Origin of the sequence: Selenomonas sp. oral taxon 136 (assembly GCF_001554015.1) — a bacterium.
Classification (GTDB): Bacteria; Bacillota; Negativicutes; order Selenomonadales; family Selenomonadaceae; genus Centipeda; species Centipeda felix.
Window position 1 is genome coordinate 1,923,806 of the sequence record NZ_CP014239.1, and the last position, 25,316, is coordinate 1,949,121.

The window sequence follows — 25,316 nt, forward strand, 5'->3', positions numbered from 1 at the left end:
GGAAATCACGGATATGAAGTTCATTTTACCAGTGATTCCTTAAGAAAGATGTGCTATGATAACAAACAATATCATGGAGAATGAGGTGGATGATGCGAAAGAAATTATGTGCGGTACTTGCCGCGCTTACCATAACGACGGGAATTTTTTTCCCGCCCGCGCGTGTGGAGGCAATCGACGCATGGGGAATTGCCGCACAGGCACTCGGCGTGCTCGGCGCGTACCACTCGGCACTCGGTGCGGTACTCGCGCTCGGCAACGATGTTCACGCGCAGCATGAGAGCGAGCGACAGGATATAGAGGAAAACGGACGCGCACGAAATGCACGCGATATTGCGCTTGTCGATTATGTGATGCAGCGGCTCGTGCGGGACGGAGACTATGTGCTCCGCGTGAACTCCCTTCCCTTTGTCTGGGCGGTGAACGACAGCCCCATCTTCAATGCGGCGTGCTATCCAACGGACTATGTGAGCATCAACCGCGGGCTGATCCGCGGGCTGAACGGCAGCGAGGATGAGCTCGCGGCGGTGCTCGGGCATGAGATGACGCACGGCATCCGCCAGCACAGCGCACACAACTACGCGAAGGCGGCAGCACAGTACTACGGGCTGAGTTTTCTCAACATGGATGCGGGGTTGATGGACTGGAACAAGCTCAACGCACTGGCGGGCTACTCCATTGCTAAAAATATCACACTTCCCACAGAGTACGAGGCCGACGAGGGCGGCTTCCACATCATGACGAGTGCGGGATTCAACCCCGGCGGCGGAGCGGCGGCGATGGCACGCATGGGCTACTATCTGACGTATGTGACCCAGGATCTGCGTGAGTACCAGAACCCAAAGGACAAGGACCTCCCGCAGGACGATTTCTCCGATCATCCTGCGACAGAGCGGCGTGAGGCAAAGCTCGCGGAGATGCTTACGGCATACAGTGCGGGGCACGTGACGGTGACGGATCGGCGGACGGTCTGCATCGACGGCACGCCGCTCCTCACGGCGACGCAGACGGATGAGGACTACGACAACAGTCCCGAGAACGCCTATCTCGCTGCAGGCGCATTGGCCCGTGCCTTCCACGACTATGATACGGCAGCGGACTGGGGGCTCGCTCTGACGCGCGGCGGCGGCGTATCGATGCGCGGCGACGCCCGGATCAATGCGGCACTCTTGCCCCTGGTGGAAAAAGCCAAGGCGGGGGCACAGCTCATCTCTCTCGTTGGGGATGCGTACGTCGGGGAGACGGCGAGCGTCGCGCGGGAGAGGCTGCGCAGCGAGGAGCAGGCGCGTGCCGCCGAACGTGAGGCGGAGCATGCGGCGGTTGAGAGCGCCGATGCGAAGGCGATGGATAAAATACGCGAGAACAGCGACGCCTACAGTGACTATGGCGACGGAACGCGTGCCCTCATTCTGATGGCGCGTGTCTTTGGTGCGGCGCACGACGACAAGCCTGCCCTCAGCTATGTCATTCGTGCACGTGCCTATGCTGTGCTGGGCGACGCTGACCGCGCCCACGCCGACGCCGACCGCGGTGTCGCCGATGCTCCGACGGACGTCCTCACGTGGGTCAACCGCGCGGATGTACGGCGCATGCTCGGTGAGCGTGACGGCGCACTTGCCGACGCATTGAAGGCGATCGAGGTGGATGCAAAGAGCCCCTATGGGTATCTGATCGCCGCAGAGATCTACGATGAGATGGGCAACGGTGATGCGGCAGAGGACTATTACAAAAAACTCTATGCGGTCGAACCGAAGGCGGTCGCCCGCATCCCCGACAGCTATTTGGAAAAAATCGATGCGCGTGCCTACAAGGAACGCAAAAAGGCAGAGAAGAAGGCGAGGGAAGCAGAGGAGGAGCAGAAAAAGGAGAGCGGAATGTAAAGGAAGCACTGATAAATTCGGCACAACCATCTTGACGCATCTTTTTCGCCCGCTTTTCGTTAGCAAATCCTCCACATAGCCTCTGCTATGCGTCCGGTTTGCTGCCTCAATCGGACAAAAAATCTACGCCAATCTGGCAGACCTCATTTTATCAGTGCTTCCTAAAAAGCGGCTGCTGTATGTATGATTTCTTCGTACAGCAGCCGATTTGACGATCCCTATTCCTTTTTCTCCATGCGCCGCCAGATGGTGTAGCAGAGTGCGGCGACGATGATGACGACAACATCCACGATGCGGTAGGTGAACGCATAGCCGTACGTGACGGCGACGATGCCGAGCCCTGCGGCGGCAAGCCCGACGCTGATGTCGAGGGACCAGAAGTAGGTCGCCGTAGCGACGCCGGCACGCGATGCGGGGACACTGCGCACGGCGAGCGTCTGCAGCGCAGGCGTGACCGCGCCGAACCCTGCGCCGAGGAGCAGGGCGGCGCCGATCAGTCCCGTGAGCCCCGTGATGCTGCCGAGGAGCGCCATGCCCACGGCAAAGAGAAGTACTCCGGGGTAGACCGTATAGTCCGGCCCCATGCGGTCAAAGATGCGTCCAACGAAGGGGCGTGTCACGAGAATCGCTCCCGCATAGCAGGCGTAGAAGAGGCTCGTCTCTGCCGACAGCCCGAGACTGCGCGTATAGAGCGGGATAAAGGTGAGCACGCTGCCGTAGGCGAAGAAGAGAATCCCCGCGATAAGGGCGGGCGCGAGCGCGCGTCGCTCGATAAACGTCTGGACGGAGAGGCGGCGTCGTGCACCCTGCGGCAGAATGACGGCATCGGGCAGACGCATCGTGCTCATCACGATGGAGAGCGCGGCGAGTATGCTGAGTGCAGTGAAGAGCGCCGTGCTAGAAAAATGCTCCATGATGAGCAGGCCAACCATGGGGCCGACGACCATCGCGAGGTTGGTGGAGAGAGCAAAGTAGCCGATGCCCTCACCCTTGCGCGATGGAGGGAGAATCAGCGCCGCGAGTGCCGCCGCTGTCGTTGTCGCCACGGCAAAGATGACGCCGTGGAGGAGGCGCAGGCCGTAGAGCATGGAGATCGCCGAGGCGACGAGGAAGAGTGCCATAACGATGAAGAACAGGACACTGATGACGATCATGAGCTGCCGCTTGTTGACGGCGTCGATGAGAATGCCCGCACAGGGACGCGCAGCGACCGTACCGATCTGGAAGAAGGTCATGGCGAGGCCTGCCTCGACGTCACCGCCTCCGTACTCCTGCATCATGACAATGGGGAGTGCTGCGATCATTGCGTATTGGGTCAGATAGATGAGGAAGCTGACGAGGCTCATGCCGAGAAATTCGTGCGTCCAGAGTGTTTCCTTTACTGCCGGTTCGTTCATGCCATCATCCTCTTTATCCGTGAGATACTATATCTATTGTAATCCTACAGTGCAATACCATATCTGTCCAGAAACGCAGCTTGCTTTTTTCTATTTCTATGGTAGAATGGCGTGAGTTTTGGACGGTGCAGCGAAATGGGGAGCATCATGGGGGATACGAGGAAAAAAGAAATTGGGATGTGCGAGGTTCACGCGGCACGTGCCTTCTTCTTCATCGGAGGCTTTGGCACAGCGACGTGGGCGCCGCTCGTCCCGCTCCTGCGCGAGCGGCTGATGGTGGGGGACGATGTGCTCGGGATGCTGCTGCTCTGCATCGGGGTCGGCTCTCTCCTGACGATGCCGCTCTCGGGTGCACTCGCCATGCGGCTCGGGTGTCGCCGCGTCGTCATGACGGCCTCGATCCTCTTTGCGGCAACTCTTCTGCTCGTCTCATGCGTGGACGCACTTTCGCTCGCCGTGCCGATCGTACTTATCTTCGGTGCGGTGATGGGCTGCATCGACGTCGTGGTCAACATCGTCGCCGTACTGGTGGAAAAGGGCATTGGGCGGCGCATCATGAGCGGAATGCACGCCTTCTGGAGCCTCGGCGGCTTCGCCGGTGCGGGACTTTACGGCGTATGGGTCGGGCTGCTCGGTCTCACGCCATTTCAGTCGACGGCGATTGCGGCGGGGCTCATCCTCCTCTTGACGGTAGTGTTCGGACGTCATCTGATTCCGTACGGTGGGGGCGGCGGCGCACTGCTCGCACTGCCGCGCGGCATCATCGTCTTTGTCGGCATGACGGCGTTCATCGCCTTCCTCAGCGAAGGAGCGGTCATGGATTGGGGCGGCGTCTACCTGACCACCGTGCGCGGCATGGATCTCGCGCTTGCGGGCACGGGCTATTCCGTTTTCTCTGCCGCGATGCTCACGATGCGTTTTCTCGGCGACCGCGTCGTCCAGCGCATCGGCGCGCTTTCCGTTGCCGTCGGTGGTGCACTGCTCGCGTTCGGCGGAATTCTGCTCGTCATGTTTGCACCCGTAGATGCGCTGCTCTACGTCGGCTTCTTTGCCATCGGCATCGGGAGCGCGAACATCGTGCCCGTCTTCTTCTCTCTAATGGGGCGGCAGAACGTCATGCCGGTCAGTGCGGCGGTCTCCGCCGTCAGCACCATGGGATATCTCGGCATCCTCGCTGGACCTGCCGCCATCGGATTCGTCTCCTCACTCACGACGCTGCAGACGGCATTTGCCATGCTCGCTGCGCTCAGTATTCTGCAGGCAGCGATCGGGTTCTATGTATTCAAACGCATCAAATAAATGGATACAAAAAAACGCCATTTCGCACGGAATGGCGTTTTTCTATCCTTACTGTGCCAGCGCGTTGACCTTCTTGGCAAGGCGTGACTTCTTGCGTGCTGCAGCGTTCTTGTGGTAGACGTTGTTTGCAGCAGCCTGGTCGATGGACTTGTATGCTGCGACGAGGAGGGTTTTCGCCTCATCTGCGTTGCCGGCAGCAACAGCATCGTTGACGCTGCGGATGGCACGGCGGACGCGCGTCTTTTCCGCAACATTGCGTGCATGGCGCTTGGCGTCAGATTTTACACTCAGAATGGATGCCTTAATGTTTGGCAAATTGTTCACCTCCTCAATGAAAAATGTACTGCGTCATTCTATCACACGGACAAATAAAATGCAATATTTTTTTGGGACGACTAGGAGGCGGGGCAAATTGCAAGTTTAATTGTCGCAAGGTCTCGTTAAACTTTTAGCGAGTTATATCATCGCAGCATACATATCATTTGCTGACTTATATCCGAAAATTTTGCGCGGATAGTTGTTAACCCAATCTTCGATCCGCTGCAGTTCCTTCGGCTTCAATTTGCTGAAGTCCGTTCCCTTGGGAAGAAACCTGCGCAGCATCCGATTTCCGTTTTCGTTGCTTCCACGCTCCCAGCTGCTGTACGGATGCGCGTAATATACCTCGCCGCATTTGGCGGCACGCTTCATTCCTTCGCCATCCAAAAACTCTGACCCGTTGTCCGCCGTGATACTCTTGAATACGTGCGTAAAGTCTCCTTTGACGCGCTGCTGCAACCGACGAAGTGCTTGCAGCACCTCTTTTGGGCTCTTGTTCTTTATCAGAACATAGAGTGATTTCCTCGTCTGCCGCTCGACCAATGTTAAAATTACCGGCTTTGTCCCTTTGCGACCGACAAACCAAGTCAATCTCCCAATATCCGAACTCCTCTCTCCGATTCACCGGCTCAGGGCGCTCGTCGATGCTTTTCCCGTCCCGGTTATTCCACGCAACGCCGTGCCTGCTGTTTTCTGTCTGTTTGTCTCGATTCTTTTTGTAGAGGAGGTCGTCGTTTGTGAGTTCGAGAAACAGCTGCTGATCGATATAGTTATACAGGGGCTTGACACAAATGCGGACATCATAGCTCCAGCCGCGTTGACAGAGCTCACCGATAACTGCCGCAGGAGACCATTTTTCTGTTTTGATCTTATGTTCAATGTGTCGAGCAAGCGCGTGGTCTTTATCGATTTTCAGCCCCCGCCCTTTACGAGCAGCGTTTTCCTCGTGTCGTCTTTGTGCTGCATCGGCAAGATACACCCACTGCACCTGCAGGTCTCCGCAGGTCTTGATATTCTTTGTCGCAGGTTTGAGCTGTGCTGTCATTCCAAGACGCCGCTCCCGCTCAATCGTACGCTTGGAGCAGCCAATGTACGCGGCGATTTCCTGCGGCTTCAACCCGGCCTGGAAATAGGCTTCGATTTTGTACCGATCCCGCTCCGTCAGCTGTTTCCATTTCCCTGTTTTTGTAGTACAATGATTCTGTTCCATTTTGCAGTCTCACTTTCAGTTTCTTTTTGTGTTGTGACTAAAAGTTTAACTGAACCGTTTGCAAAATGGAACTTTTTGCGTCAATTTATTTTACAACTTACGGGATGCTATAGGGAGGTTCGCCCTGAGCACTGTATTCAATTTATTATTGTTTCTGCGCTTGCCATTACGACAACCATATATTATAATCATGCTACGATAAATAATGTAGAGACGCACAATATCACAGATTTTCAAAAATTTTTTTGAAAATTGAAAGAAAAAGGCAGGAAAATTCTTTTCGTGTATCGAATACCTACCTAATGAAACAATAAGCAGGGGGAGAGAATACGAAAAGAAATGCGTGGAAAAGAAGCTGAAATGCGTTTCAAATCGGCAGAAACATGGCGTGTCGAACAAGTGCACCATAGACTTCGTCGATCAGCCATTGCATACATGGTGGGGATACCGCCCGGTATCCGTGAGGGGAGAATGTCCTATGAGAAAGATTGAATGCTTGGCAATGATTCTGGCAGGCGGGCAAGGCAGCCGCCTCGGCGCACTGACGAAGCGCGTCGCAAAGCCCGCCGTTCCGTTTGGCGGGAAGTACCGCATTATTGATTTTCCACTGAGCAACTGCGTGAATTCCGGCATTGAACGCGTCGGCGTGCTGACGCAGTACCGTCCGCTTGAGCTGAACCAGTACCTCGGCTCGGGCAGCGCATGGGACCTCGACAAGCGCGACGGAGGGCTCTTCGTCCTGCCGCCGTATGCACGCGAGAAGGGTGCGGACTGGTATCGCGGTACGGCGGATGCCATCTATCAGAACCTTAACTTCATTGATATGTCGGATCCCGACTACGTGCTCATCCTCTCGGGCGATCACATCTATACAATGGACTATGCGTGGATGCTCGAGCAGCACAAGAAGACGAAGGCCGAGGCAACCATCGGTGTCTTTGAGGTACCGTGGGATGAGGCGCCGCGCTTCGGTATCATGAACACGGACGAGACCGGGCGCATTATCGAGTTCGAGGAAAAGCCCGCGAAACCGAAGAGCAATCTTGCGTCGATGGGCATCTATGTCTTCAACCGTGACTATTTGGAGAAATATCTCACGGCGGATGCGAAGAGCGAGACATCCAGCCACGACTTTGGCAAGGACATCATTCCAAAGATGCTGACGGATGGCGGACGCCTGTATTCGTACGCATTCAACGGCTACTGGAAGGATGTCGGTACGATTGAGAGCCTCTGGCAGGCGAACATGGATCTCCTGCAGGACGAGCCTCCGTTTGAGCTGTCGGGCAAGTGGCGCATCTACTCGTTCAATCCGTCGATGCCGCCCCAGTTCGTCGGCAAGGAAGCACGGATCGTGCGCTCGATGATCAGTGAGGGCTCGATGATCCTCGGAACCGTCGAGAACTCTGTGATCTTCCCGGGTGTACGCGTTGCCAAGGGGGCCGTGGTACGCAACTCCGTTCTCCTGCCCTCGGCGCGCGTCGGTGCGGATGCTGTGGTGGACTACGCCATCCTGGCACAGAACGTCACGGTCGACGCAGGTGCACAGGTCGCTGGTGAGCAGTCACAGATCGCCGTGATCCCCGAGGGGGAGACGGTGACAGCTGCCGAGAGTGAACAACAGGTCGGCTGAACTGCGGGGAATGGAAAGGTGAAACGATGAATACTATCATGGGATTGATCAATCTGCAGGAGGACGGCTCGCTGATTCGTGAGCTTGCCGACCGCCGTGCGGTGGAATCCATTCCCTTTGCCGGACGATATCGCCTGATTGACTTTGCCCTGTCGAGCATGGTCAATTCCGGCATACACAAGGTGGGCGTGATGCTCCCCGATGAGCCGCGCTCTGTCCTCGATCATCTGCGTTCCGGCAAGGATTGGGATCTGGCACGCCGCCACGATGGGCTCTTCTACCTTCCTGCAGTGCCTGATGATACGCAGCAGCGCAAGGGCGATCTCAAGAATTTCTATCATAACCTCGACTTTATCGAGCATGCTTCGGCAGACTATATTCTGCTCGCAAACGGCAGTTTCGTCTACAATGTAGACTTTGACGAGGTGCTGCGCTTCCATCAGAACACGGGCGCGGACATCACACTCGTCTCGCATACGACTGAGGATGAGAACACGGGCAGCAATGTGGTCCTTGAGACGGCGGAGAACGGGCTCATTCTCGATATCACTGAAAAGCCCGTCGCCTACGAGGGGATGAAGGTTTCCATGGGTGTCTACCTGATGGAGAAGGATGTCTTCGTCGAGTGCGTCCGCTATGCCTACGAGCATGGCGGGCAGAGGTTCCTGCTCGACGGCATCATCCGCCGCGCTGCGAACTACACGATGTTTGCCTATGCGCACGACGGCTATATGGCGCATGTGGACTCGATGTCTACGTACTATCGTGCAAACATGGAGATCCTTGACCCGTCGGTCTGGGAGGAGCTCTTCATGGGCGAGCGCCCGATCTATACGAAGGTCAAGGACGGCGTCCCCGTCCAGTACAAGGACACGGCGAAGGTGGAGAACTCTCTCATCGCAAACGGCTGCATCATACGCGGCGAGGTGGAGAACAGCATCCTGTTTCGCGGTGTGACCGTCGGGCGCGGGGTGAAGATCCGCAACTCGATCATCATGCAGAAATGCGACATCCAGAATGGCGCGCTCGTCGAGAACGTCATCTGCGATAAGAATGTCGTCATCACGGCGGACAAGTGGTTGAAGGGAGCCATGGAATACCCGCTCGTGATACGCAAAAATGCGACGATATAGACGTATAGGACTTGTCAGAAGCCGCTTGCGGCTTCTGGTTTGCTTTTAGGGATGCCTGCCGCCGGCAGGAAGCGGAATAAGGGAACTCTCGGGGCTTTGGAAAAGGAGTGGACGTTTTGGCGCATAAGGAAAAGATGGTAAGACCCGCAGGGAAGTCTTACGAAACGATGAAGAAGATCCTGAAGAGCCGCTTTATCACAACGGCACACGTTCTCTTTGGGCGGGATCTCGATGAGCTGACCGAAGCCGAAATCTACAAGACGATTGCGGCGACGGCGAAGCAGTCCATCTCGGACAACTGGATCAAGACGAATCGGCAGTATACGCAGAAGCGCGTCAAGCAGATCTACTATTTTTCCATTGAGTTTCTGCTCGGCCGTCTCCTGCGCGCCAATCTCATCAATCTCGGCATTGAGGAGGCGATGAAGGAAGTCCTGCAGGAGTTCGATCTGAAGCTCTCGGATGCCTACGAGGAGGAGCCGGATGCAGGGCTCGGCAACGGCGGACTCGGACGCCTCGCCGCGTGCTTTATCGACTCGCTCGCCGCACACCGTCTGCCGGGGCATGGATGCACCATCCGTTATCAGTACGGGCTCTTTGAGCAGAAGATTGTCGGCGGCAATCAGGTCGAGCTGCCCGACAACTGGCTGCGCGACGGCTTTGCATGGGAGTACCGCAAACCCGACAAGTCCGTCGATGTGAAGTTCTACGGAAATGCCTACATGCGTGAGGTAGACGGCAAGCTGGAGCTTGTCCATGAGGATCCGATGATTGTCATGGCGGTTCCGTACGATATGCCGATCGTCGGCTACCACGATGCGACGGTGAACACGCTGCGCATGTGGAACGCCGAGGTCAACCGCGACTTCTCCGACTACGGGACGCTGACCCAGGAGCAGATTCAGCAGCGCAATCAGTACCGTGACTTTGTCGAGTCGATCACGCGCTACCTCTATCCCGATGACAGTACGTTTGAGGGGCGGCGGATGCGTCTTATTCAGGAGTACTTCTTTGTCTCGGCAGGTGTGCAGAGCATCGTCCGTCACTACAAGAAGACGGGCATGAGCATCTACGATTTCGGCAGGAAGATCGGCATCCACATCAATGATACGCATCCGGCACTCTGCGTGGCGGAGCTGATGCGCGTGCTGGTTGACGAAGAACAGCTGACATGGGAGGATGCATGGGCGATCACGCGCGATACCATCGCCTATACGAATCATACGATCATGCCGGAGGCCCTTGAAACGTGGAACGTCGATATGTTCCGTCCGCTGCTCCCGCGCATCTACATGATCATCGACGAGATCAACCGCCGCCACCTCGAGGAGGTGCGCCGACGCTATCCGGGCGACGAGGAGAAGGTACGTGCCCTCTCCATCATCCAGGACGGCGTTGTGCACATGGCGCGGCTCTCCATTGTTGGCGGGCACAGTGTCAACGGCGTGGCGAAGATCCATACGGAGATTCTCAAGTCGACGACACTGCATGACTTCTACGAGTACACACCGCGCAAGTTCAACAACAAGACAAACGGCATCACACACCGACGCTGGCTCATGGGGGCGAACCCGGAGCTGACTGCGCTGATCGACGAGTCGCTCGGCTCACGTGCATGGCACCGCTTCCCGGAGCAGATGGACGGGCTGCATCCCTTCGTCGAGGATGCGCATTTCCGCAAGCGTTTGATGGAGATCAAACGCCTGCGCCGCGAGGGGCTGGCACGCTACATCGAGGCGCACAACGGCGTGCGTCTGAACCCGGACTCCATGTTTGACATCCAGGTGAAGCGTATCCACTCCTACAAGCGGCAGCTGATGAACATCCTGCACATCATGTATCGCTACCAGCGTGCAAAGCAGGACAAGAACTATCTCACATTGCCTGTGACCTACTTCTTCGGAGGCAAGGCAGCACCGGGCTACTACATCGCGAAGGAGACGATCCGCCTCATCAATGCCGTTGCTGACCGCATCAATAAAGATCGTTCGGTCAATGACATGATGAAGGTGATCTTCATCGAGAACTTTGGCGTCTCCATCGGCGAACTGGTCTATCCTGCGGCGGATGTCAGCGAGCAGATCTCGACCGCCTCGAAGGAGGCATCGGGCACGGGCAACATGAAGTTCATGATGAATGGTGCCATTACGCTCGGTACGCTGGACGGTGCGAATGTCGAGATCCGTGAAGCAGTCGGCGATGAGCACTGCGTCATCTTCGGGCTGCGCGCCGAGGAGGTCATGGACTACTACGCGAATGGGACCTACTCGGCGTGGGATGAGTACAATACCAATGAAAAGGTGCGCAATGTGCTGGGGCAGCTCATCGACGGCACCTATGGAGATTTCCGTTCGCTGTATGATTATCTCCTGCACGCGAACGATGAATTCTTTATCTTGAAGGACTTCAATGCGTACGATGAAGCACGCGTTGAGGTGATGAAGCGGTTCCTTGACAAGGAGAGCTGGGCGCGTACGGCGGCGATGAACGTCGCGTACTCCGGCCGCTTCTCGTCTGACCGCACGATTGACGAATACGCACGGGATATCTGGGACATCAAGCCTTTGATCATCTCCTAACAGCGTATTCGGGGGCAAATAGGAGGGGTTTTATGAAGACGTCGGCACTCAGTGAGTTTGATCTTTATCTCTTTCATCAGGGGACGAATTATCACGCACAGGAAATGCTAGGCGCGCACTTCATCGAACGGGACGGCAAACGCGGCGTCCGTTTTACCGTGTGGGCGCCGAATGCAAAGTCCGTCAGTGTTGTCGGCGGATTCAACGACTGGGACGCCAATGCGCAGCCCATGCAGCGGATCAGAGACGGTGAGATCTGGGAGACCTTCGTCGAGGGACTCGGCGAGGGCGAGATCTACAAGTACGCCATCGAGCCGCAGTGGGGCGGACCGCGCATTATGAAGGCGGATCCCTACGGGTTCTATGCGGAGAAAAAACCGCAGACCGCATCCCGCACCTATGACATGAACCACTATGAGTGGAAGGACGCAGCGTGGCAGGAAAAGAAGGCACACGAGTCCTCCTACGAGCGCCCCATGCTCACGTACGAGGTGCACGCGGGCTCGTGGCGGCGCACACTGGACAGTGAGTATCTCTCCTACCGCGATATGGCGGATCAGCTCATCAGCTATGTCAAAGAGATGCACTATACCCACATCGAGTTCATGCCGCTCTGCGAGCACCCTTACGATGGGTCATGGGGGTATCAGGCGACGGGCTACTTCGCTGTGACGAGCCGCTACGGCACGCCTGACGATTTCCGCTACCTCGTCGATACCGCCCATGCGAATGGCATCGGCATCATCATGGACTGGGTGCCGGGGCATTTCTGCAAGGATGAGCAGGGACTGCGCCATTTCGACGGAAAGAATCTCTACGAGTCCGACAATGAGCAGCGCGCGGAAAACTGGGAGTGGGGCACGACCAACTTTGACTACGGGCGCACGGAGGTGCAGAGCTTCCTCATCTCGAACGCGCTGTTCTGGTTCGAGGAGTTCCACATCGACGGCCTGCGCATCGACGCGGTCGCGAATATGCTCTACCTCAACTACGGGCGCAAGGATGGCGAGTGGCAGCCGAACAAATACGGCGACACGGGCAACCTCGAGGCAATGGAGTTCCTGAAGAAACTCAACGAGACGATCTTCAAGTATCATCCGCAGGCACTCATGATCGCCGAGGAGTCCACCTCGTGGCCGCTGATCTCCAAGCCCGTCTACATGGGCGGCATGGGGTTCAACTACAAGTGGAACATGGGCTGGATGAACGACATGCTCGACTACGTGAGCCTCGACCCGATCTACCGTAAGTGGAATCAGGACAAACTCACCTTCTCGCTCATGTACGCATTTTCCGAGAACTTCGTCCTGCCGCTCTCGCATGATGAGGTCGTGCACGGCAAGTGCTCGCTCATCAGCAAAATGCCGGGCGACTACTGGCAGAAATTCGCGGGGCTGCGCGGCTTCTTCGGCTACTGGATGGCACATCCCGGCAAGAAGCTGCTCTTCATGGGCGGTGAGTACGGGCAGTTCATCGAGTGGAACTTCGACGACAGCCTTGACTGGCATCTTGTCGAGCAGTACCCGATGCACACGAAGATGCTCGCATACTCCAAAGCACTGAACAAATTCTACGTCGATAACAAGGCACTCTGGCAGGTCGATTTCGACTGGAACGGTTTCCAGTGGATCGACTGCAACGACAATGAGAACAGCGTCGTCGCCCTTGTGCGGCGCGCCGAGGAGCGCAGCGATTTCCTCGTCTGCGTCCATAACTTTACCCCTGAGGTGCGCCACGGCTACCGCATCGGTGTGCCGACGAAGGGCACCTACGTCGAGGTGTTCAACTCCGATCTGGAGGAGTTTGGTGGGAGCGGCGTTGTCAATGCGGGCGATATCGCCAGCGAGGACTATCCGTTCCACGGGCGCGACCAGTCCATCGTCATCACTGTTCCACCTCTTGCGACGGTGTTCTATCGTCTGAAGGGGCAGAGCGGGGCAGGAACGCCGATCAGTGAGACGGTCAAGACCGATGTCGTTGCCGAGCGTCGGCGTGCCGGCGGACGTGGCACGGAGACGGTGGACAAGAAAAAGGTGGCCGTGAAGAAGGCCGCGCCGAAAAAAGCTGCCGCCAAGAAGGACGCCTCTGAGGCTGAGGCAAAGGCAGCACCGAAGCGGCGCACGGCGACGAAGACCACATCTGCCGCGACGAAGAAGCGCGCGACGAAGAGTGTTGCCTCCGACGCTGCGGCGGAGACCCCGAAGAAACGCACGCCTGCCGCCAAGACGGCAACTGCTACGGCGGAGACCGCGGCTGCGCCTAAGAAGTGCACCGCAACAAAGCGTACGGCGGCGAAGAAGGATGAGGACGCGGTGCAGACCGTGAAGAAGACCGCATCCGCACGCGGCGTAAAAACGGCGGTGAAGGACACCGAAACGGTCAAGAAGAAAACGGGCATGACCGCCGCTAAAAAGACCGCGCGCAAGACAGTGCAGGATACGGAGTCCGCGCCCAAGAAGGCACGCGCCGCTAAGGTATAACCTGCATACCTCTGCACCGAACACAGGCGGGAATAGAAGAAACGGTCGGATGATTCCGGCACCGACCACATGAGAAGGAGGATATTGGGATGAAGGTACTATACGCAGCATCGGAAGCAGTACCCTTTGTAAAGACCGGCGGACTCGCTGATGTGGCAGGATCGCTTCCTGCTGCCCTCGTCAAGGCGGGCGTGGACTGCCGCGTCATCCTGCCGAAGTACGGGTCGATCGACCCCGCAATCCGCAGTAAAATGAAGCATATCTATGACGGCACACTCCATGTCGCATGGCGTGAGAAATTTGTCGGCATTGACTCCTACGAGTACGAAGGCGTGACCTACTACTTCGTGGACAACGAGGAGTACTTTAACCGCGAGGGTTATTATGGCTACCCTGACGATGCGGAGCGGTTCTCCTTCTTCAGCCGCGCTGTGCTCAACTGCATTCCCGCATTGGACTTTCAGCCTGACATCATCCACGCCAACGACTGGCACACGGCGCTCATCCCCGTCCTCCTCAAGCTGGAGCATCCGGATGATCCGCGCTATACGAAGATCAAGACGCTCTTTACCATCCACAATCTGCGGTATCAGGGCATCTTCCCGAAAAATGTCATGTCAGATGTGCTCGGGCTTGACTGGAAGTACTTCAACAATGGGGACTTTGAGTTCTACGATGCTGTGAATTTCATGAAAGCAGGGCTCATCTATACCGACTATATCTCAACCGTCAGCAAGACCTACGCCGAGGAGATCCAGTACGAGTACTACGGCGAGCATCTCGACGGACTCCTGCGCCAGCGGAGGAAGGATCTCTTCGGGATTGTCAACGGCATCAACAACACGATCTACGACCCGAAGACGGACAAGGAGATCTACGTCAACTACGATGTGAAGAGCGCCGCCGAGGGCAAGGTCGACAACAAGGTACGCCTGCAGCGAGAGCTCGGACTTACCGAGTCACGCCGCACGCCGCTCGTGGCGATGATCACGCGACTTGTGCCGAACAAGGGCATCGATCTCATCACGCGCATCATCGACGAGATGCTCGAGCACGAGAATATGCAGTTCGTCCTGCTCGGGACGGGCGAACACGACTATGAGGAGTGGTTTAAGGAGCTTGCGTGGCGGCATCCGACGAAGGCATCGGTCAATATTCGCTTCTCGAATCAGCTGGCACAGCGTATCTATGCTGGCTCGAACATCTTCCTTATGCCGTCAACCTTCGAGCCGTGCGGGCTCGGACAGCTCATCGCCATGCGCTATGGCTCGATCCCTGTCGTGCGTGAGACGGGCGGTCTGAAGGACACCGTCGTCCAGTTCGACCGTTCCGACCCTGACAAGGGCAACGGCTTCCTCTTCTACGAGTACAATGCGCATGAGATGATGTACGCGGTGAAACGCGCGCTTGCCGTCTACGAGAACCTGCGTGAGTGGCGTCAGCTCGTCTATACGGCGATGAAGAGCGACTATAGCTGGACGCGTTCGGCAGGGGAGTACAAGCAGCTCTATGAGCGCCTTCAGAAAAAGAAATAACAGATTTTAGCTTATTTGTAAGAGCTTTTCCACAAAACCGCTGGTGAATTCGTTTGAACGATAATGAACGATTCGCCGGTGGTTTCTGTGTATAAACGATAGGAAAGGAGAGGCACTATGCTGGAATCCTATCAGGTAGAACATAATTCGCAGAACATCTACTTCCGCTCCATCGTCGGCGCGGCAGAGGCGGGGAGCCGGATGCGTCTTGGCCTGCAGCTCCGCACGGATGAGCCGGTGCGGCAGGTACTCCTGCGCCTTTGGCAAGATCAGGCGGGGGAGCAGCTCGTCACGCTCGTGCCGCATGATGCGAATGCCGCACAGCGGTTCTACACTGCGTGGATCGAGCTGCCGGATCATGGATGCCTTCTCTGGTACTACTTCATCATCACGATGGAGAGCGGCACGTATTTCTACGGGAACAACGCGGAGATGCTTGGCGGCGTCGGCGCGCTCTATCGCGAGCAGCCCCCCTCCTATCAGGTGACGATCTACAATCGCGGAGCGCACACGCCGGACTGGTTCAAGAACAGTGTCATGTATCAGATCTTCCCCGACCGCTTTGCGCGTGCGGGGGATACCATCGTGCGCAAGAAGGGCGCTGTCATCCGCACGGACTGGACGGACGACCCGATGTATCTCAAGGATCCCGACACGAAGGAAATCATCGCCTATGACTTCTTCGGCGGGAATCTGCGCGGGGTTATGGAAAAACTCGACTACCTCGAAAAACTTGGCATCTCGTGCATCTACTTCAACCCCGTGTTTGAGTCCGAGAGCAATCATCACTACGATACGGGTGATTATCATCGCATCGATCCCATGCTGGGCGATATCGAGGATTTCCGCCGTCTCGTCGCGGCAGCACGCGAGCGCGGCATCCGCATCATCCTCGACGGCGTATTCAGCCATACGGGGAGCAACAGCATCTACTTCAATCGACGGAAGCAGTATGATTCGATTGGCGCATATCAGTCGAAGGAATCGCCGTACTACTCGTGGTATCGTTTTCGCAATTTCCCGAATGAGTATGACTGCTGGTGGAATTTTGACACCCTGCCGAACGTCAACGAGACGGATCCGTCCTACATGGACTTCATCATCACAGGGGAGGACAGCGTCCTCCATCACTGGATGAACGAGGGGATCGCAGGCTGGCGTCTGGACGTCATCGACGAGCTGCCGCCGACCTTCTCCAAGACCTTCTTTGCCGAGCTCAAGAAGCGCAGCCCCGATGCGGTCATGATCGGTGAGGTCTGGGAGGACGCGTCGAACAAGGTCGCCTACGGCACGCCGCGCGAGTATCTCTCGGGTAACGAGATGGACTCGGCGATGAACTACCCGCTGCGCAGTACAATGCTGGACTTCCTGACGGGGGCGGCAGACGGTGCGCTGACGGTGCGGCGCATGGCGAGCCAGATCGAAAACTACCCGAAGGAAAATCTCTACGCCATGATGAACCTCATCAGCAGTCATGACGTGCAGCGTGCCATCACCATCCTCGGTGATGTCCCATACTACGAGGGCATGCCCGCAATCGAGCAGTCGCGCGTGCGCATGACGCTCGATCAGGCGATGCTCGGTATCCGCCGCCTCATCATGGCGACGCTCTGGCAGATGACCTATCCCGGCGTGCCGAGTGTCTACTACGGCGACGAGATCGGGATGCAGGGGTTCAAGGATCCGTTCAATCGCCGCCCCTACGACTGGGAGCATGGCAATCTCGAGATCCGTGACTGGGTAACACGCTTCATTGCTGTGCGCAACGGGAACGATGCACTGCGCACGGGCGACATCCTGCCTATCTACGGGGCGGGCGACGTCATCGCCTACGCGCGCACGATCCGTTCGGGCTACGACGTGTTCAATGAGGAGAAGGAGCCCGGCATCTTTGTCGTGGCGTTCAACCGCAGCCGGACGGAGACGCTGACCGTCGATCTCGACGTGAGCGACTTTGCCTGCGGTGTGTTTGAGGACGTCTTTAAGCCCTCGCGCACCTACGAGGTCGAGCGCGGACATCTGCGCGTCCGCATCCCACCGCTCTTCGGACTGCTCCTGCGCGAGCGACAGGAGGAGCAGAGATACGAGCGCAAGGCGGGCATCCTCCTGCATCCGACCTCCCTGCCCTCGAAGTACGGTGTGGGCGACTTCGGCAAGGAGGCGTACCGCTTTGTTGACTTCCTTGCAGATGCGGGGCAAAAGGTTTGGCAGATCCTCCCGCTCAGCCCCGTCGGAAGCAGCTACTCCCCCTATCAGTCCATCTCCGCCTTTGCGGGGAACTTTATGCTCATCGACCCCGAGCCACTGGCTGCGCGCGGCTGGCTGAAGGAGAAAGACCTTTTCCTGCCATACGAGGCGAACTCGGGCTTCATCAACTTTGATCGCGTACGCACGTTCAAGAAGGAGATTCTGGAAAAGGCATTCCGCGCCTTCCGCGCACAGGGGGCGGCAGATGCGGATTACCGTGCGTTCTGTGAGAAGGAAGCATACTGGCTTGAGGACTATGCGCTCTTTCACGCGGCGAAGAAGGAGTACGGCGGCGCGGCGTGGACGGAGTGGGATGCAGCGATCAAACGCCGTGACCCTGACGCACTCCGCTCGCTCCGTGAGCGGCAGCGCGATGCGATGGAGCTTGACTACTTCAAGCAGTACGTCTTCCATACACAGTGGAACCGCCTGCACGACTACGCACGCGCGAAGGGAATCGAGATTCTCGGCGATATGCCGATCTTTATCGCGCAGGACAGCGCGGACGTCTGGGCGCATCAGCACCTCTTTGACCTGAACGAGGACGGCACGCCGCACACCGTCGCGGGCGTACCGCCCGACTACTTTGCCGTGAACGGGCAGCTGTGGGGGAACCCGCAGTACAACTGGGACGCCATGGCGGCGGAGAAGTACGCATGGTGGAAACGCCGTTTCCGTAAACTGCGCGAGCAGGTGGACATCATCCGCATCGACCACTTCCGCGGATTCGAGTCCTATTGGTCGGTGGACGGCAAGGCGGAGACCGCGCTTAACGGCACGTGGCTCAAGGGCCCCGGCAAGGCATTCTTCGACGCGATCGAGAGCGACCTCGGCAAACTCAACGTCGTTGCGGAGGATCTCGGCATCATCACGCCCGACGTGGAGCGCCTGCGTGACGACTGCGGCTTCCCCGGGATGCGGATCGTCCAGTTCCTCATCGCAGGCAGCAGCTCGGGGCGCATCGGCTTCACCGCGCCCGAGAACAGCATCGTCTACACAGGGACGCACGACAACAACACCACCGTCGGCTGGTACAGCCGCGACATCGACGAGGTGCTGCGCGAATCGCTCGCCAACCTCGTGGGGACGACTTCCGACCGCCCGCGGACCATCTGTCAGCGTCTCATCAAGGCGGCGTATGCCTCACGTGCCCGCATGGCGATCATCCCCATGCAGGACATCCTCGGGCTCGACGAGCGCGCACGCATGAACACCCCGGGCACCGTCGGGCTCAACTGGCGCTGGTGTCTCAAGAAGGACTACCTCCTCGAGATCGACCCGCAGAAGTTCAAGGCACTCTGCGTGCGCTATCGGCGGTGAGAATAGGGGACTGTTAGAAATGGATTGACAGGATAAAAGAATTTTAGTAGAATTAAACAGAAAATTACATACGTTTTCCGAGCAAAAATATCCTAAGGGCTTATGCCTATGGTATTGCGCCTGAGCAGATACATGGCTGTGTGTCTGTTCACAGGGCCGTCGCAGAAATGCGGCGACCTTCCCGTATTGAAAAGGAGAACGATGAAACAGGATGACTCTGAGTGTGTTCTTGCAGAGACTGTTTTTCGTGCGGTCAGTACGGGGAACAGTCTTTTTTTGTGCAGGAATAGGAGAGGTATTCATGAAGCACAGCAGAAAACATTCAGCGGTATTTGCCGCGGCGGTCGCGGCAGGATTTGTCTTCCTCCCGCATGCGTATGCAGCGGATGCGGACTACACGACGGATACGGTCAATGTCGACGCGGACGGCGTCGACAAGTATCTCGTGACGACGAACACAATCACGGAGCAGGAGATCAAGGAGCGCGGCTACCGCGACCTCTCCGACATCCTCTCGCAGGTACCGGGGATCTATATGGCACCTGCGTCAAAGGACAGCAAGATGGTGCGCGTCCGCGGTGCAAGTTCTGACCAGACAAAGGTCTATATCGACGGCATTCCCGCATTCCCACTCAACGGTATTGTATCGAATGCCGCATCCGATCTCTCGACCATCTCCGCAGACAGCATCGCGAAGGTTGAGATCATCAAAGGACCGGGACCGGTGCAGTACGGCACGGACTATAAGGGCGGCGTCATCCTCGTTACGACGAAGGACGGCAGGGGGCCCGGAAAGTTCCGTGTGAGTGTTGCGGGCGGCTCGAATCACACCTTCGACACGAAGCTCGGCTACAGCGGCAGCGATAAGAACATCAGTTATGCCGTCAATCTGTCAAGGCATTATTCTGCAGGCTATCTGGAGAATCAGACAGATAAGAAACTATATTTTGACGGCAAGATTCGGTTCAAGACGAGCAATAAATCCTCATTGACATTGAACGGCTACTACTCCGATATGGACAGAGAAGTTCCGGAGTCTGTTGATCCAGCGACAGGCCAGTATGTTGCGCCACGTGGACCCAGATGGTCGGTGCAGGCAGGAAATCATATAACCACTAATCATGTAAAGAATAACAATGCGACGGATTGGCACTTTAAGGGGTTCCGTCAATCCAATATTGCCCTGCGGTATGAAAGCAGACCGAATGATATATGGCAGTATGATGTTAAGTATTACCACATGATCGATGAGAACAATCTTTGGGTGCGTAATCTGCTCGCGACGGAGGGCGGTTCTCTTCCGTTCTTTACGCATGGGGCACCGCAGTGGTATCGCAGTGGATGGTTCTCGCGCGGCAACGGCGTCGAGGCGAACGCATCTGTTGCGTATAACAGCAGAAACGTACTGAGTTTTGGTGCGAAGTATATAAAGCTCAGTTGGAATACGGATGAAAACAATACCTCCTACCGCCGTGATGGCAATGATGCACGTAAAAGCTTCTATGTTGAGAATGCATGGAGCCCGAGCAGCAGGACGCGCCTGACACTTGGCGTTCGCTATGAGGGGGTAAGGCAGGATTATATGGACAATAAATCGACGCCGAAGACAAGCTCCTATGCACATGCGACAGACCCCGTCTTTAACATCACACATGATGCAACGAAACGCGATACGGTTCGTTTCTCGGCAGGGCGCTCGCATGTGTTCGTCGGTTCCAAAGATGCGGCAGGCAATATCCGTAATGGTTATCCCGTTCCAAAGCCGGAGCGCAACAGCAGCTATGAACTTGGCTGGAAGCATAAATTTAGTCCAAAATCTGACCTCGATGTTTCCTATTTCCGTACAGAGGTGAGGGATCGCCTTACTTTTGTGACTTTTGGGAATGATCGTGTCTTAGGAAATGTCGATAAGACCCATATCCGTGGACTGGAACTTGCCTACCGGCAGACATTCAGCCCGAAGTTCTCGGGATTTGCCAACTATTCGTGGATTCGTGCCGAGGATGAGAGCAAGGAGAAGACAACGATTGCTTCGGGACTCCCGACGCAGATGTTCAACTTTGGTGTAACCTACCGCGAGGGAAAGCTGCGCTCGACGCTCCTTGGACGTGCGATGCGTGCACGTCTGGATACGCTCGGCAGACCGACTAGTGCCGGATACTTTGCAGCGGATCTTGATCTGCGCTATGAGCCTATCGCGGATATGGGTGTATTCCTGCGCGTCAATAATCTCTTTGACACGGATTACCAGTATAGCTGGGGAAGCCCTGCCGATGGAACGAACTTCCTGCTTGGCATGGATATGACCTTCTGATTGTTCAATGAAAAACAGAGTTGCCATACGGATAGCGTACGGCAACTCTGTTGTGTTGTTTGGGATCGCTGATCGGTCTGTTTATCGTCCGCCCGAATGCGGCAGAACGTCCGCCATTTTCCCGCAGCATGCGATGTCGGTCTCATAGCCGAAGTGGACGAGGTCGGCAGCGAGTGCGGCATCTGTCACGGTGAACCCCGAAAGCCCGTCTGCTCCGTAGTCAAAGAGGCATGGGTGCATCGGCACGGACGGGCCGACGATGACGGTCACAGCGTTCGCTGAGAGCTCCAACAGGCGCGGCATGGTCTTGTTCGCGAACGTCGCCCCCGTCATAAAGACGTAGTCCTGCTGCGGCAGGAGGAACTCTGCCGCCTCGGCGGGGTAGTCGCCCCACTCAGGCTGCATCTCGAGGATGGAGAGGTCGCAGATGGACTCCCATCTCTTTTGAAAGTTCGGGAAGTGTCCGATGACGGCGACCTTCTTCCCGCGAATCTGCTCCGTATAGAGGGTGAACGCCTCGAGCTTCTTGCGCTCCTCCGGTGTCGCAGCAGATGCGTCGTCACCGTGAAATCCTTGCATCGCCGCCACCTTTGACGGCTGATTGTAGTAGGCGTTGATGGCAGCGGCGGCGATGGCTGCCTCCTGCCCCTGCCACGAGCGGACGTATTCGCCCGCCTCGCGCAGGGAGCAGCCGAGAAAGCTCTCCTTGCGCAGGCGCGGGCGGCTGTAGGCGGGGATCGTCATGCAGACGCCGACCAGATCGCCCGCGCGCACGAATGTCCACGGACGGCTGACGGCGTAGTCCTCGATGTAGATATCGTCAGGCAGACCGTTGATGATCTCATCGTACAGATTCCAATAGTTCAAAAAAATACCTCCATTCGATGTCTCTGTGTTCATAGGATAGCACAGGGATGCGGAGGTTTCAATGCGAAAGGAGATGCTGATGAAGAAAAGAAATATGCTGCTCGCCCTACTGCTCCTGCTCCTCGTCCTGCTCGTCGGCTGCGGACAGGAGGCAAAGGAGGAGAGTGCACCGGTTGCAGATACATACGCGTTCACGGACTCGGCGGGGCGCACGGTTGAGATTCCAAAGAAAATTGACCGCATCGCCCCGTCGGGCGGGCTCGCGCAGATGGCACTCTTTGCGATTGCCCCCGATAGGCTCGTCGGTGTCTCGGGGCAGTGGAAGGACACCGTCCTCCCCTTTGTGGGAGATCAGTATCGTGACCTGCCCGTCCTCGGCCAGTTCTACGGGATGAAGAATTTTAACAAGGAGGCTGTGCTCTCAGTCAATCCGCAGATCATCATCGACATCGGCGAGAAGAAGTCGACCATCGTTGAGGATATGGATCAGATTCAGGAGTTGCTCGGCATCCCCGTGATCTTTATCGAGGCGCGTCTCGACAATACTGATGAGGCGTACCGTACGCTCGGCAAAATCCTCGGCCGCGAGGCAGAGGGGAATGCCATTGCCGACTACTGTCAGAAAACGTATGCGCGCAGTGCAGAGCTCGCTGAGAAGATAAAAGACAAGCCCCGCGTACTCTATCTCGGCGGACCGCTCGGGAACATGGCGGTCGCGTACGGTTCGTTCCATGCGCAGGTTCTTGATCTGCTCGCGGACAATGTTGCTGTTGTCCCCACGCCTGCTGAGGGCGCAATGACACAGGTGTCGATGGAGCAGGTGCTCACGTGGAACCCCGATGTGCTGATTCTCGGCGCGGAGTCGGAGCCGGATCTTACGATGCTTCCGTGGCGGGAGATGCGCGCCGTTCAGGAAAAACGCGTCCTGCGCGTGCCGGCAAAACCCTACGACTGGATGGGGCGGCCGCCCTCGGTCAACCGCTTTATGGGACTGTCGTGGCTCGCTGCGCGTCTCTATCCACAGGAGTCCGGCATCAATCTGCATGAGGAGATGAAGATGTACTATCATCTGTTCTATCACTATGACCTCAGTGACGCCGAGTGCGATGCACTGCTGGCACAGGATCGTGTCGTACCATGAGCCGCATTTCACCGCAGTATAAGCTCACCGTCCTGCTGCTCCTGCTCGTCGCGCTCATCTGCGTGTCCTTTCTCCTCGGGCGTTACGCCGTCCGTGCCTCCGATGTGTTCGCGGCGTGCCTAGGTTGGCTGGGGCTCGCGCCGACGGTGCACGGCGGTGCTCAGGTCGTGATGGAGCTGCGACTGCCGCGCATTGTCGGCGCGGTTCTCGTCGGGGCGGCGCTCTCTGTCTCGGGGGCGGCATATCAGGTCATGTTCCGCAACCCAATGGTCTCGCCGACCATCCTCGGGGTCTCGGCAGGCGCGGCGTTCGGCGCGGCGATTGCCATTCTGCTGAGCCTGCCCGTCCTTGTCGTGCACCTTACGACGTTTGGCGGCGGACTGCTCGCCGTAGCAATCACCTATGTGGTCGGGGTGAAATTCTGCCGCGGCGGGAACACGACGCTCGCGATCATCCTCTCGGGCATCATCGTGAGCACACTCTTCACGTCGCTGCTCTCGATGATCAAATACGTCGCCGACCCCTATGACAAGCTGCCCGTCATTGTCTACTGGCTGATGGGGAGCCTCGCGTCGATCACACGCGACAATCTCATCCTGCCGCTCCTCCTGATGGCAGCGGCGTTCCTGCCGCTTTATTTCCTGCGGTGGAAGATCAACCTGCTCTCGTTCGGCGATGAGGAGGCGAAGTCACTCGGCATTCCCGTCGAGCGGCTCCGCCTGACGGTGATCATCTGTGCGACGCTCATGACAGCGGCAGCGGTGTCGATCTCGGGGATCATCGGGCTCGTCGGGTTTGTCGTACCGCATCTCGTGCGGTTTATCGTTGGACCCGATTTTCGCTTTCTCCTGCCGGGCTCGGCACTGATGGGCGGACTGTTCCTGCTCGCCTCGGATAACCTCGCACGGACGCTGTGGACGATGGAGATCCCGCTCGGGATCCTCACCTCACTCTTTGGCGTGCCGTTCTTTCTCTATCTGCTGATCAAATATCATCATAGCTGGGACTGAGGAGGGATGCGATGTTACTCGAACTGAAATCCGTGTCCTGCGGCTATGGGGAAAAGGCGATTTTTCAGGACATCTCCTTCTCCGTCGCACGCGGAGAGACGCTCTGTCTCCTCGGTCCGAACGGTGTCGGCAAGACGACGCTCTTTAAGACCATCCTCGGCCTTTTGCCACCGATGGCAGGAGAGATTCTCCTGTCGGGCGAGAACATCTCCGCATGGACGGTGGAGGAGCGTGCGCGGCGGATCGCGTATGTCCCGCAGATGCATACGCCGCCGTTTCCCTTCACCGTGCACGATGTCGTCGTGATGGGGCGGGCTGCCCACATCAGCAGTTTCGGCATTCCGGGGAAAAAGGATCGCAGGATTGCAGACGATGCGATCGAGATGCTCGGCATCGGACATCTTGCCCAAAAGATCTACACGAAGATCAGCGGCGGTGAGCGTCAGATCGTCCTCCTCGCGCGTGCCATCGCACAGCAGCCACAGCTCCTGTGCATGGATGAGCCGACAGCGAGTCTCGACTTTGGCAATCAGGTGCTCGTGATGAACCGTATCCGTGCTCTCGGCGCAGCGGGCATCACAGTGATGATGACGACACACGCGCCGAGTCATGCCTTCTACTGTGCCGACCACACGGCGGTCATGGGGCGGGATGGCGTGTTCTTTGTCGGGCGGACAAACAATGTGATCACGGAGGAGCGCCTTGAAAGACTGTACGGGGTCACGGCAAAGATTGTCGGCTATGAGAACATTCCCGAAACACGCACCTGTGTCCCGCTCCCGCCCATGGGATCGACGGAGCACTGTGCGGGTCGAGGGAATCGTTGATCATACTAGTGATCCCTCAGGGGCAGCGGCATGTGACCGACATGGTCTTCGTGCCGCTGCCCTTTCTTTCTTTTTTCTGCATTTTATGGTATCCTAGAGAGGAAGCAATCACTGTTTTCAGGGGAG

15 protein-coding genes, 2 pseudogenes and 1 riboswitch are annotated in these 25,316 nt (G+C 57.2%); of the genes and pseudogenes, 12 read left to right on the forward strand and 5 right to left on the reverse strand.

The genetic code is table 11. The annotated features are described in order from the left end of the window. Positions 1-92: 92 nt before the first annotated feature. Positions 93-1,880, forward strand: coding sequence for a M48 family metallopeptidase (locus AXE86_RS09225; RefSeq protein ID WP_061946982.1), 1,788 nt, complete (start codon positions 93-95; stop codon positions 1,878-1,880). Here the strand turns inward: AXE86_RS09225 and AXE86_RS13395 are convergent. After that, positions 1,881-2,003: pseudogene (locus tag AXE86_RS13395) on the reverse strand (secretion protein HlyD); the annotation flags it as partial. A gap of 95 nt (positions 2,004-2,098) precedes the next feature. After that, entirely contained in the window at positions 2,099-3,277 is a 1,179-nt protein-coding gene (locus AXE86_RS09230; RefSeq protein WP_061946449.1) for an MFS transporter, read from the reverse strand. A gap of 135 nt (positions 3,278-3,412) precedes the next feature. On the opposite strand from AXE86_RS09230, the gene AXE86_RS09235 reads away from it, so the two are divergent. Then, complete coding sequence (locus tag AXE86_RS09235) at positions 3,413-4,576, forward strand: MFS transporter (protein WP_198145258.1); 1,164 nt, start codon at positions 3,413-3,415, stop codon at positions 4,574-4,576. A gap of 48 nt (positions 4,577-4,624) precedes the next feature. Here the strand turns inward: AXE86_RS09235 and rpsT are convergent, their stop codons facing one another. Further along, entirely contained in the window at positions 4,625-4,891 is a 267-nt protein-coding gene (gene rpsT / locus AXE86_RS09240) for a 30S ribosomal protein S20 (protein WP_040572641.1), read from the reverse strand. 141 nt (positions 4,892-5,032) lie between these two features. Beyond that, positions 5,033-6,104: pseudogene (locus tag AXE86_RS09245) on the reverse strand (IS30 family transposase). 478 nt (positions 6,105-6,582) lie between these two features. Between AXE86_RS09245 and AXE86_RS09250 the strand changes: the two are divergent. From AXE86_RS09250 to AXE86_RS09280, 7 genes are all read left to right on the forward strand, one after another. Further along, a complete protein-coding gene (locus AXE86_RS09250; RefSeq protein WP_061946455.1) occupies positions 6,583-7,737 on the forward strand; it encodes a glucose-1-phosphate adenylyltransferase in 1,155 nt (384 codons plus the stop codon). A 26-nt stretch (positions 7,738-7,763) separates the two neighbouring features. Beyond that, positions 7,764-8,870, forward strand: a complete 1,107-nt coding sequence (gene glgD / locus AXE86_RS09255; protein ID WP_061946457.1) for a glucose-1-phosphate adenylyltransferase subunit GlgD — start codon at positions 7,764-7,766, stop codon at positions 8,868-8,870. A gap of 134 nt (positions 8,871-9,004) precedes the next feature. Then, complete coding sequence (locus AXE86_RS09260) at positions 9,005-11,449, forward strand: glycogen/starch/alpha-glucan phosphorylase (RefSeq protein ID WP_232294948.1); 2,445 nt, start codon at positions 9,005-9,007, stop codon at positions 11,447-11,449. Positions 11,450-11,481: 32 nt separating this feature from the next. Continuing rightward, positions 11,482-13,929: a 1,4-alpha-glucan branching protein GlgB gene (gene glgB, locus AXE86_RS09265; RefSeq protein ID WP_061946461.1), complete on the forward strand. Its 2,448-nt coding sequence runs from the start codon at positions 11,482-11,484 to the stop codon at positions 13,927-13,929. Positions 13,930-14,018: 89 nt separating this feature from the next. Further along, on the forward strand, positions 14,019-15,464 hold the full coding sequence (gene glgA / locus AXE86_RS09270; protein ID WP_061946463.1) for a glycogen synthase GlgA: 1,446 nt from the start codon (positions 14,019-14,021) through the stop codon (positions 15,462-15,464). Between the two features lie 117 nt (positions 15,465-15,581). Then, positions 15,582-19,031, forward strand: coding sequence for a 4-alpha-glucanotransferase (malQ, locus tag AXE86_RS09275; protein ID WP_061946465.1), 3,450 nt, complete (start codon positions 15,582-15,584; stop codon positions 19,029-19,031). Between the two features lie 63 nt (positions 19,032-19,094). Next, positions 19,095-19,244: riboswitch (molybdenum cofactor riboswitch) on the forward strand. 88 nt (positions 19,245-19,332) lie between these two features. Further along, positions 19,333-21,345, forward strand: coding sequence for a TonB-dependent receptor (locus tag AXE86_RS09280; protein ID WP_061946467.1), 2,013 nt, complete (start codon positions 19,333-19,335; stop codon positions 21,343-21,345). Between the two features lie 81 nt (positions 21,346-21,426). On the opposite strand, the gene AXE86_RS09285 is transcribed toward AXE86_RS09280, so the two are convergent. Then, positions 21,427-22,212, reverse strand: a complete 786-nt coding sequence (locus AXE86_RS09285) for a Rossmann-like domain-containing protein (protein WP_061946469.1) — start codon at positions 22,210-22,212, stop codon at positions 21,427-21,429. Positions 22,213-22,291: 79 nt separating this feature from the next. Here AXE86_RS09285 and AXE86_RS09290 point away from each other — a divergent pair, with 79 nt between their 5' ends. Genes AXE86_RS09290 through AXE86_RS09300 form a run of 3 tightly spaced genes read left to right on the forward strand, consistent with a single transcriptional unit; the run spans position 22,292 to position 25,190 of the window. Continuing rightward, positions 22,292-23,353: an ABC transporter substrate-binding protein gene (locus tag AXE86_RS09290; protein WP_232294871.1), complete on the forward strand. Its 1,062-nt coding sequence runs from the start codon at positions 22,292-22,294 to the stop codon at positions 23,351-23,353. Then, positions 23,350-24,363: a FecCD family ABC transporter permease gene (locus AXE86_RS09295; RefSeq protein ID WP_061946473.1), complete on the forward strand. Its 1,014-nt coding sequence runs from the start codon at positions 23,350-23,352 to the stop codon at positions 24,361-24,363. Before AXE86_RS09290 ends, AXE86_RS09295 begins: the two co-directional genes overlap by 4 nt. Positions 24,364-24,374: 11 nt before the next feature. Beyond that, positions 24,375-25,190: an ABC transporter ATP-binding protein gene (locus AXE86_RS09300; RefSeq protein WP_061946475.1), complete on the forward strand. Its 816-nt coding sequence runs from the start codon at positions 24,375-24,377 to the stop codon at positions 25,188-25,190. The last annotated feature ends 126 nt before the right edge of the window (positions 25,191-25,316 follow it).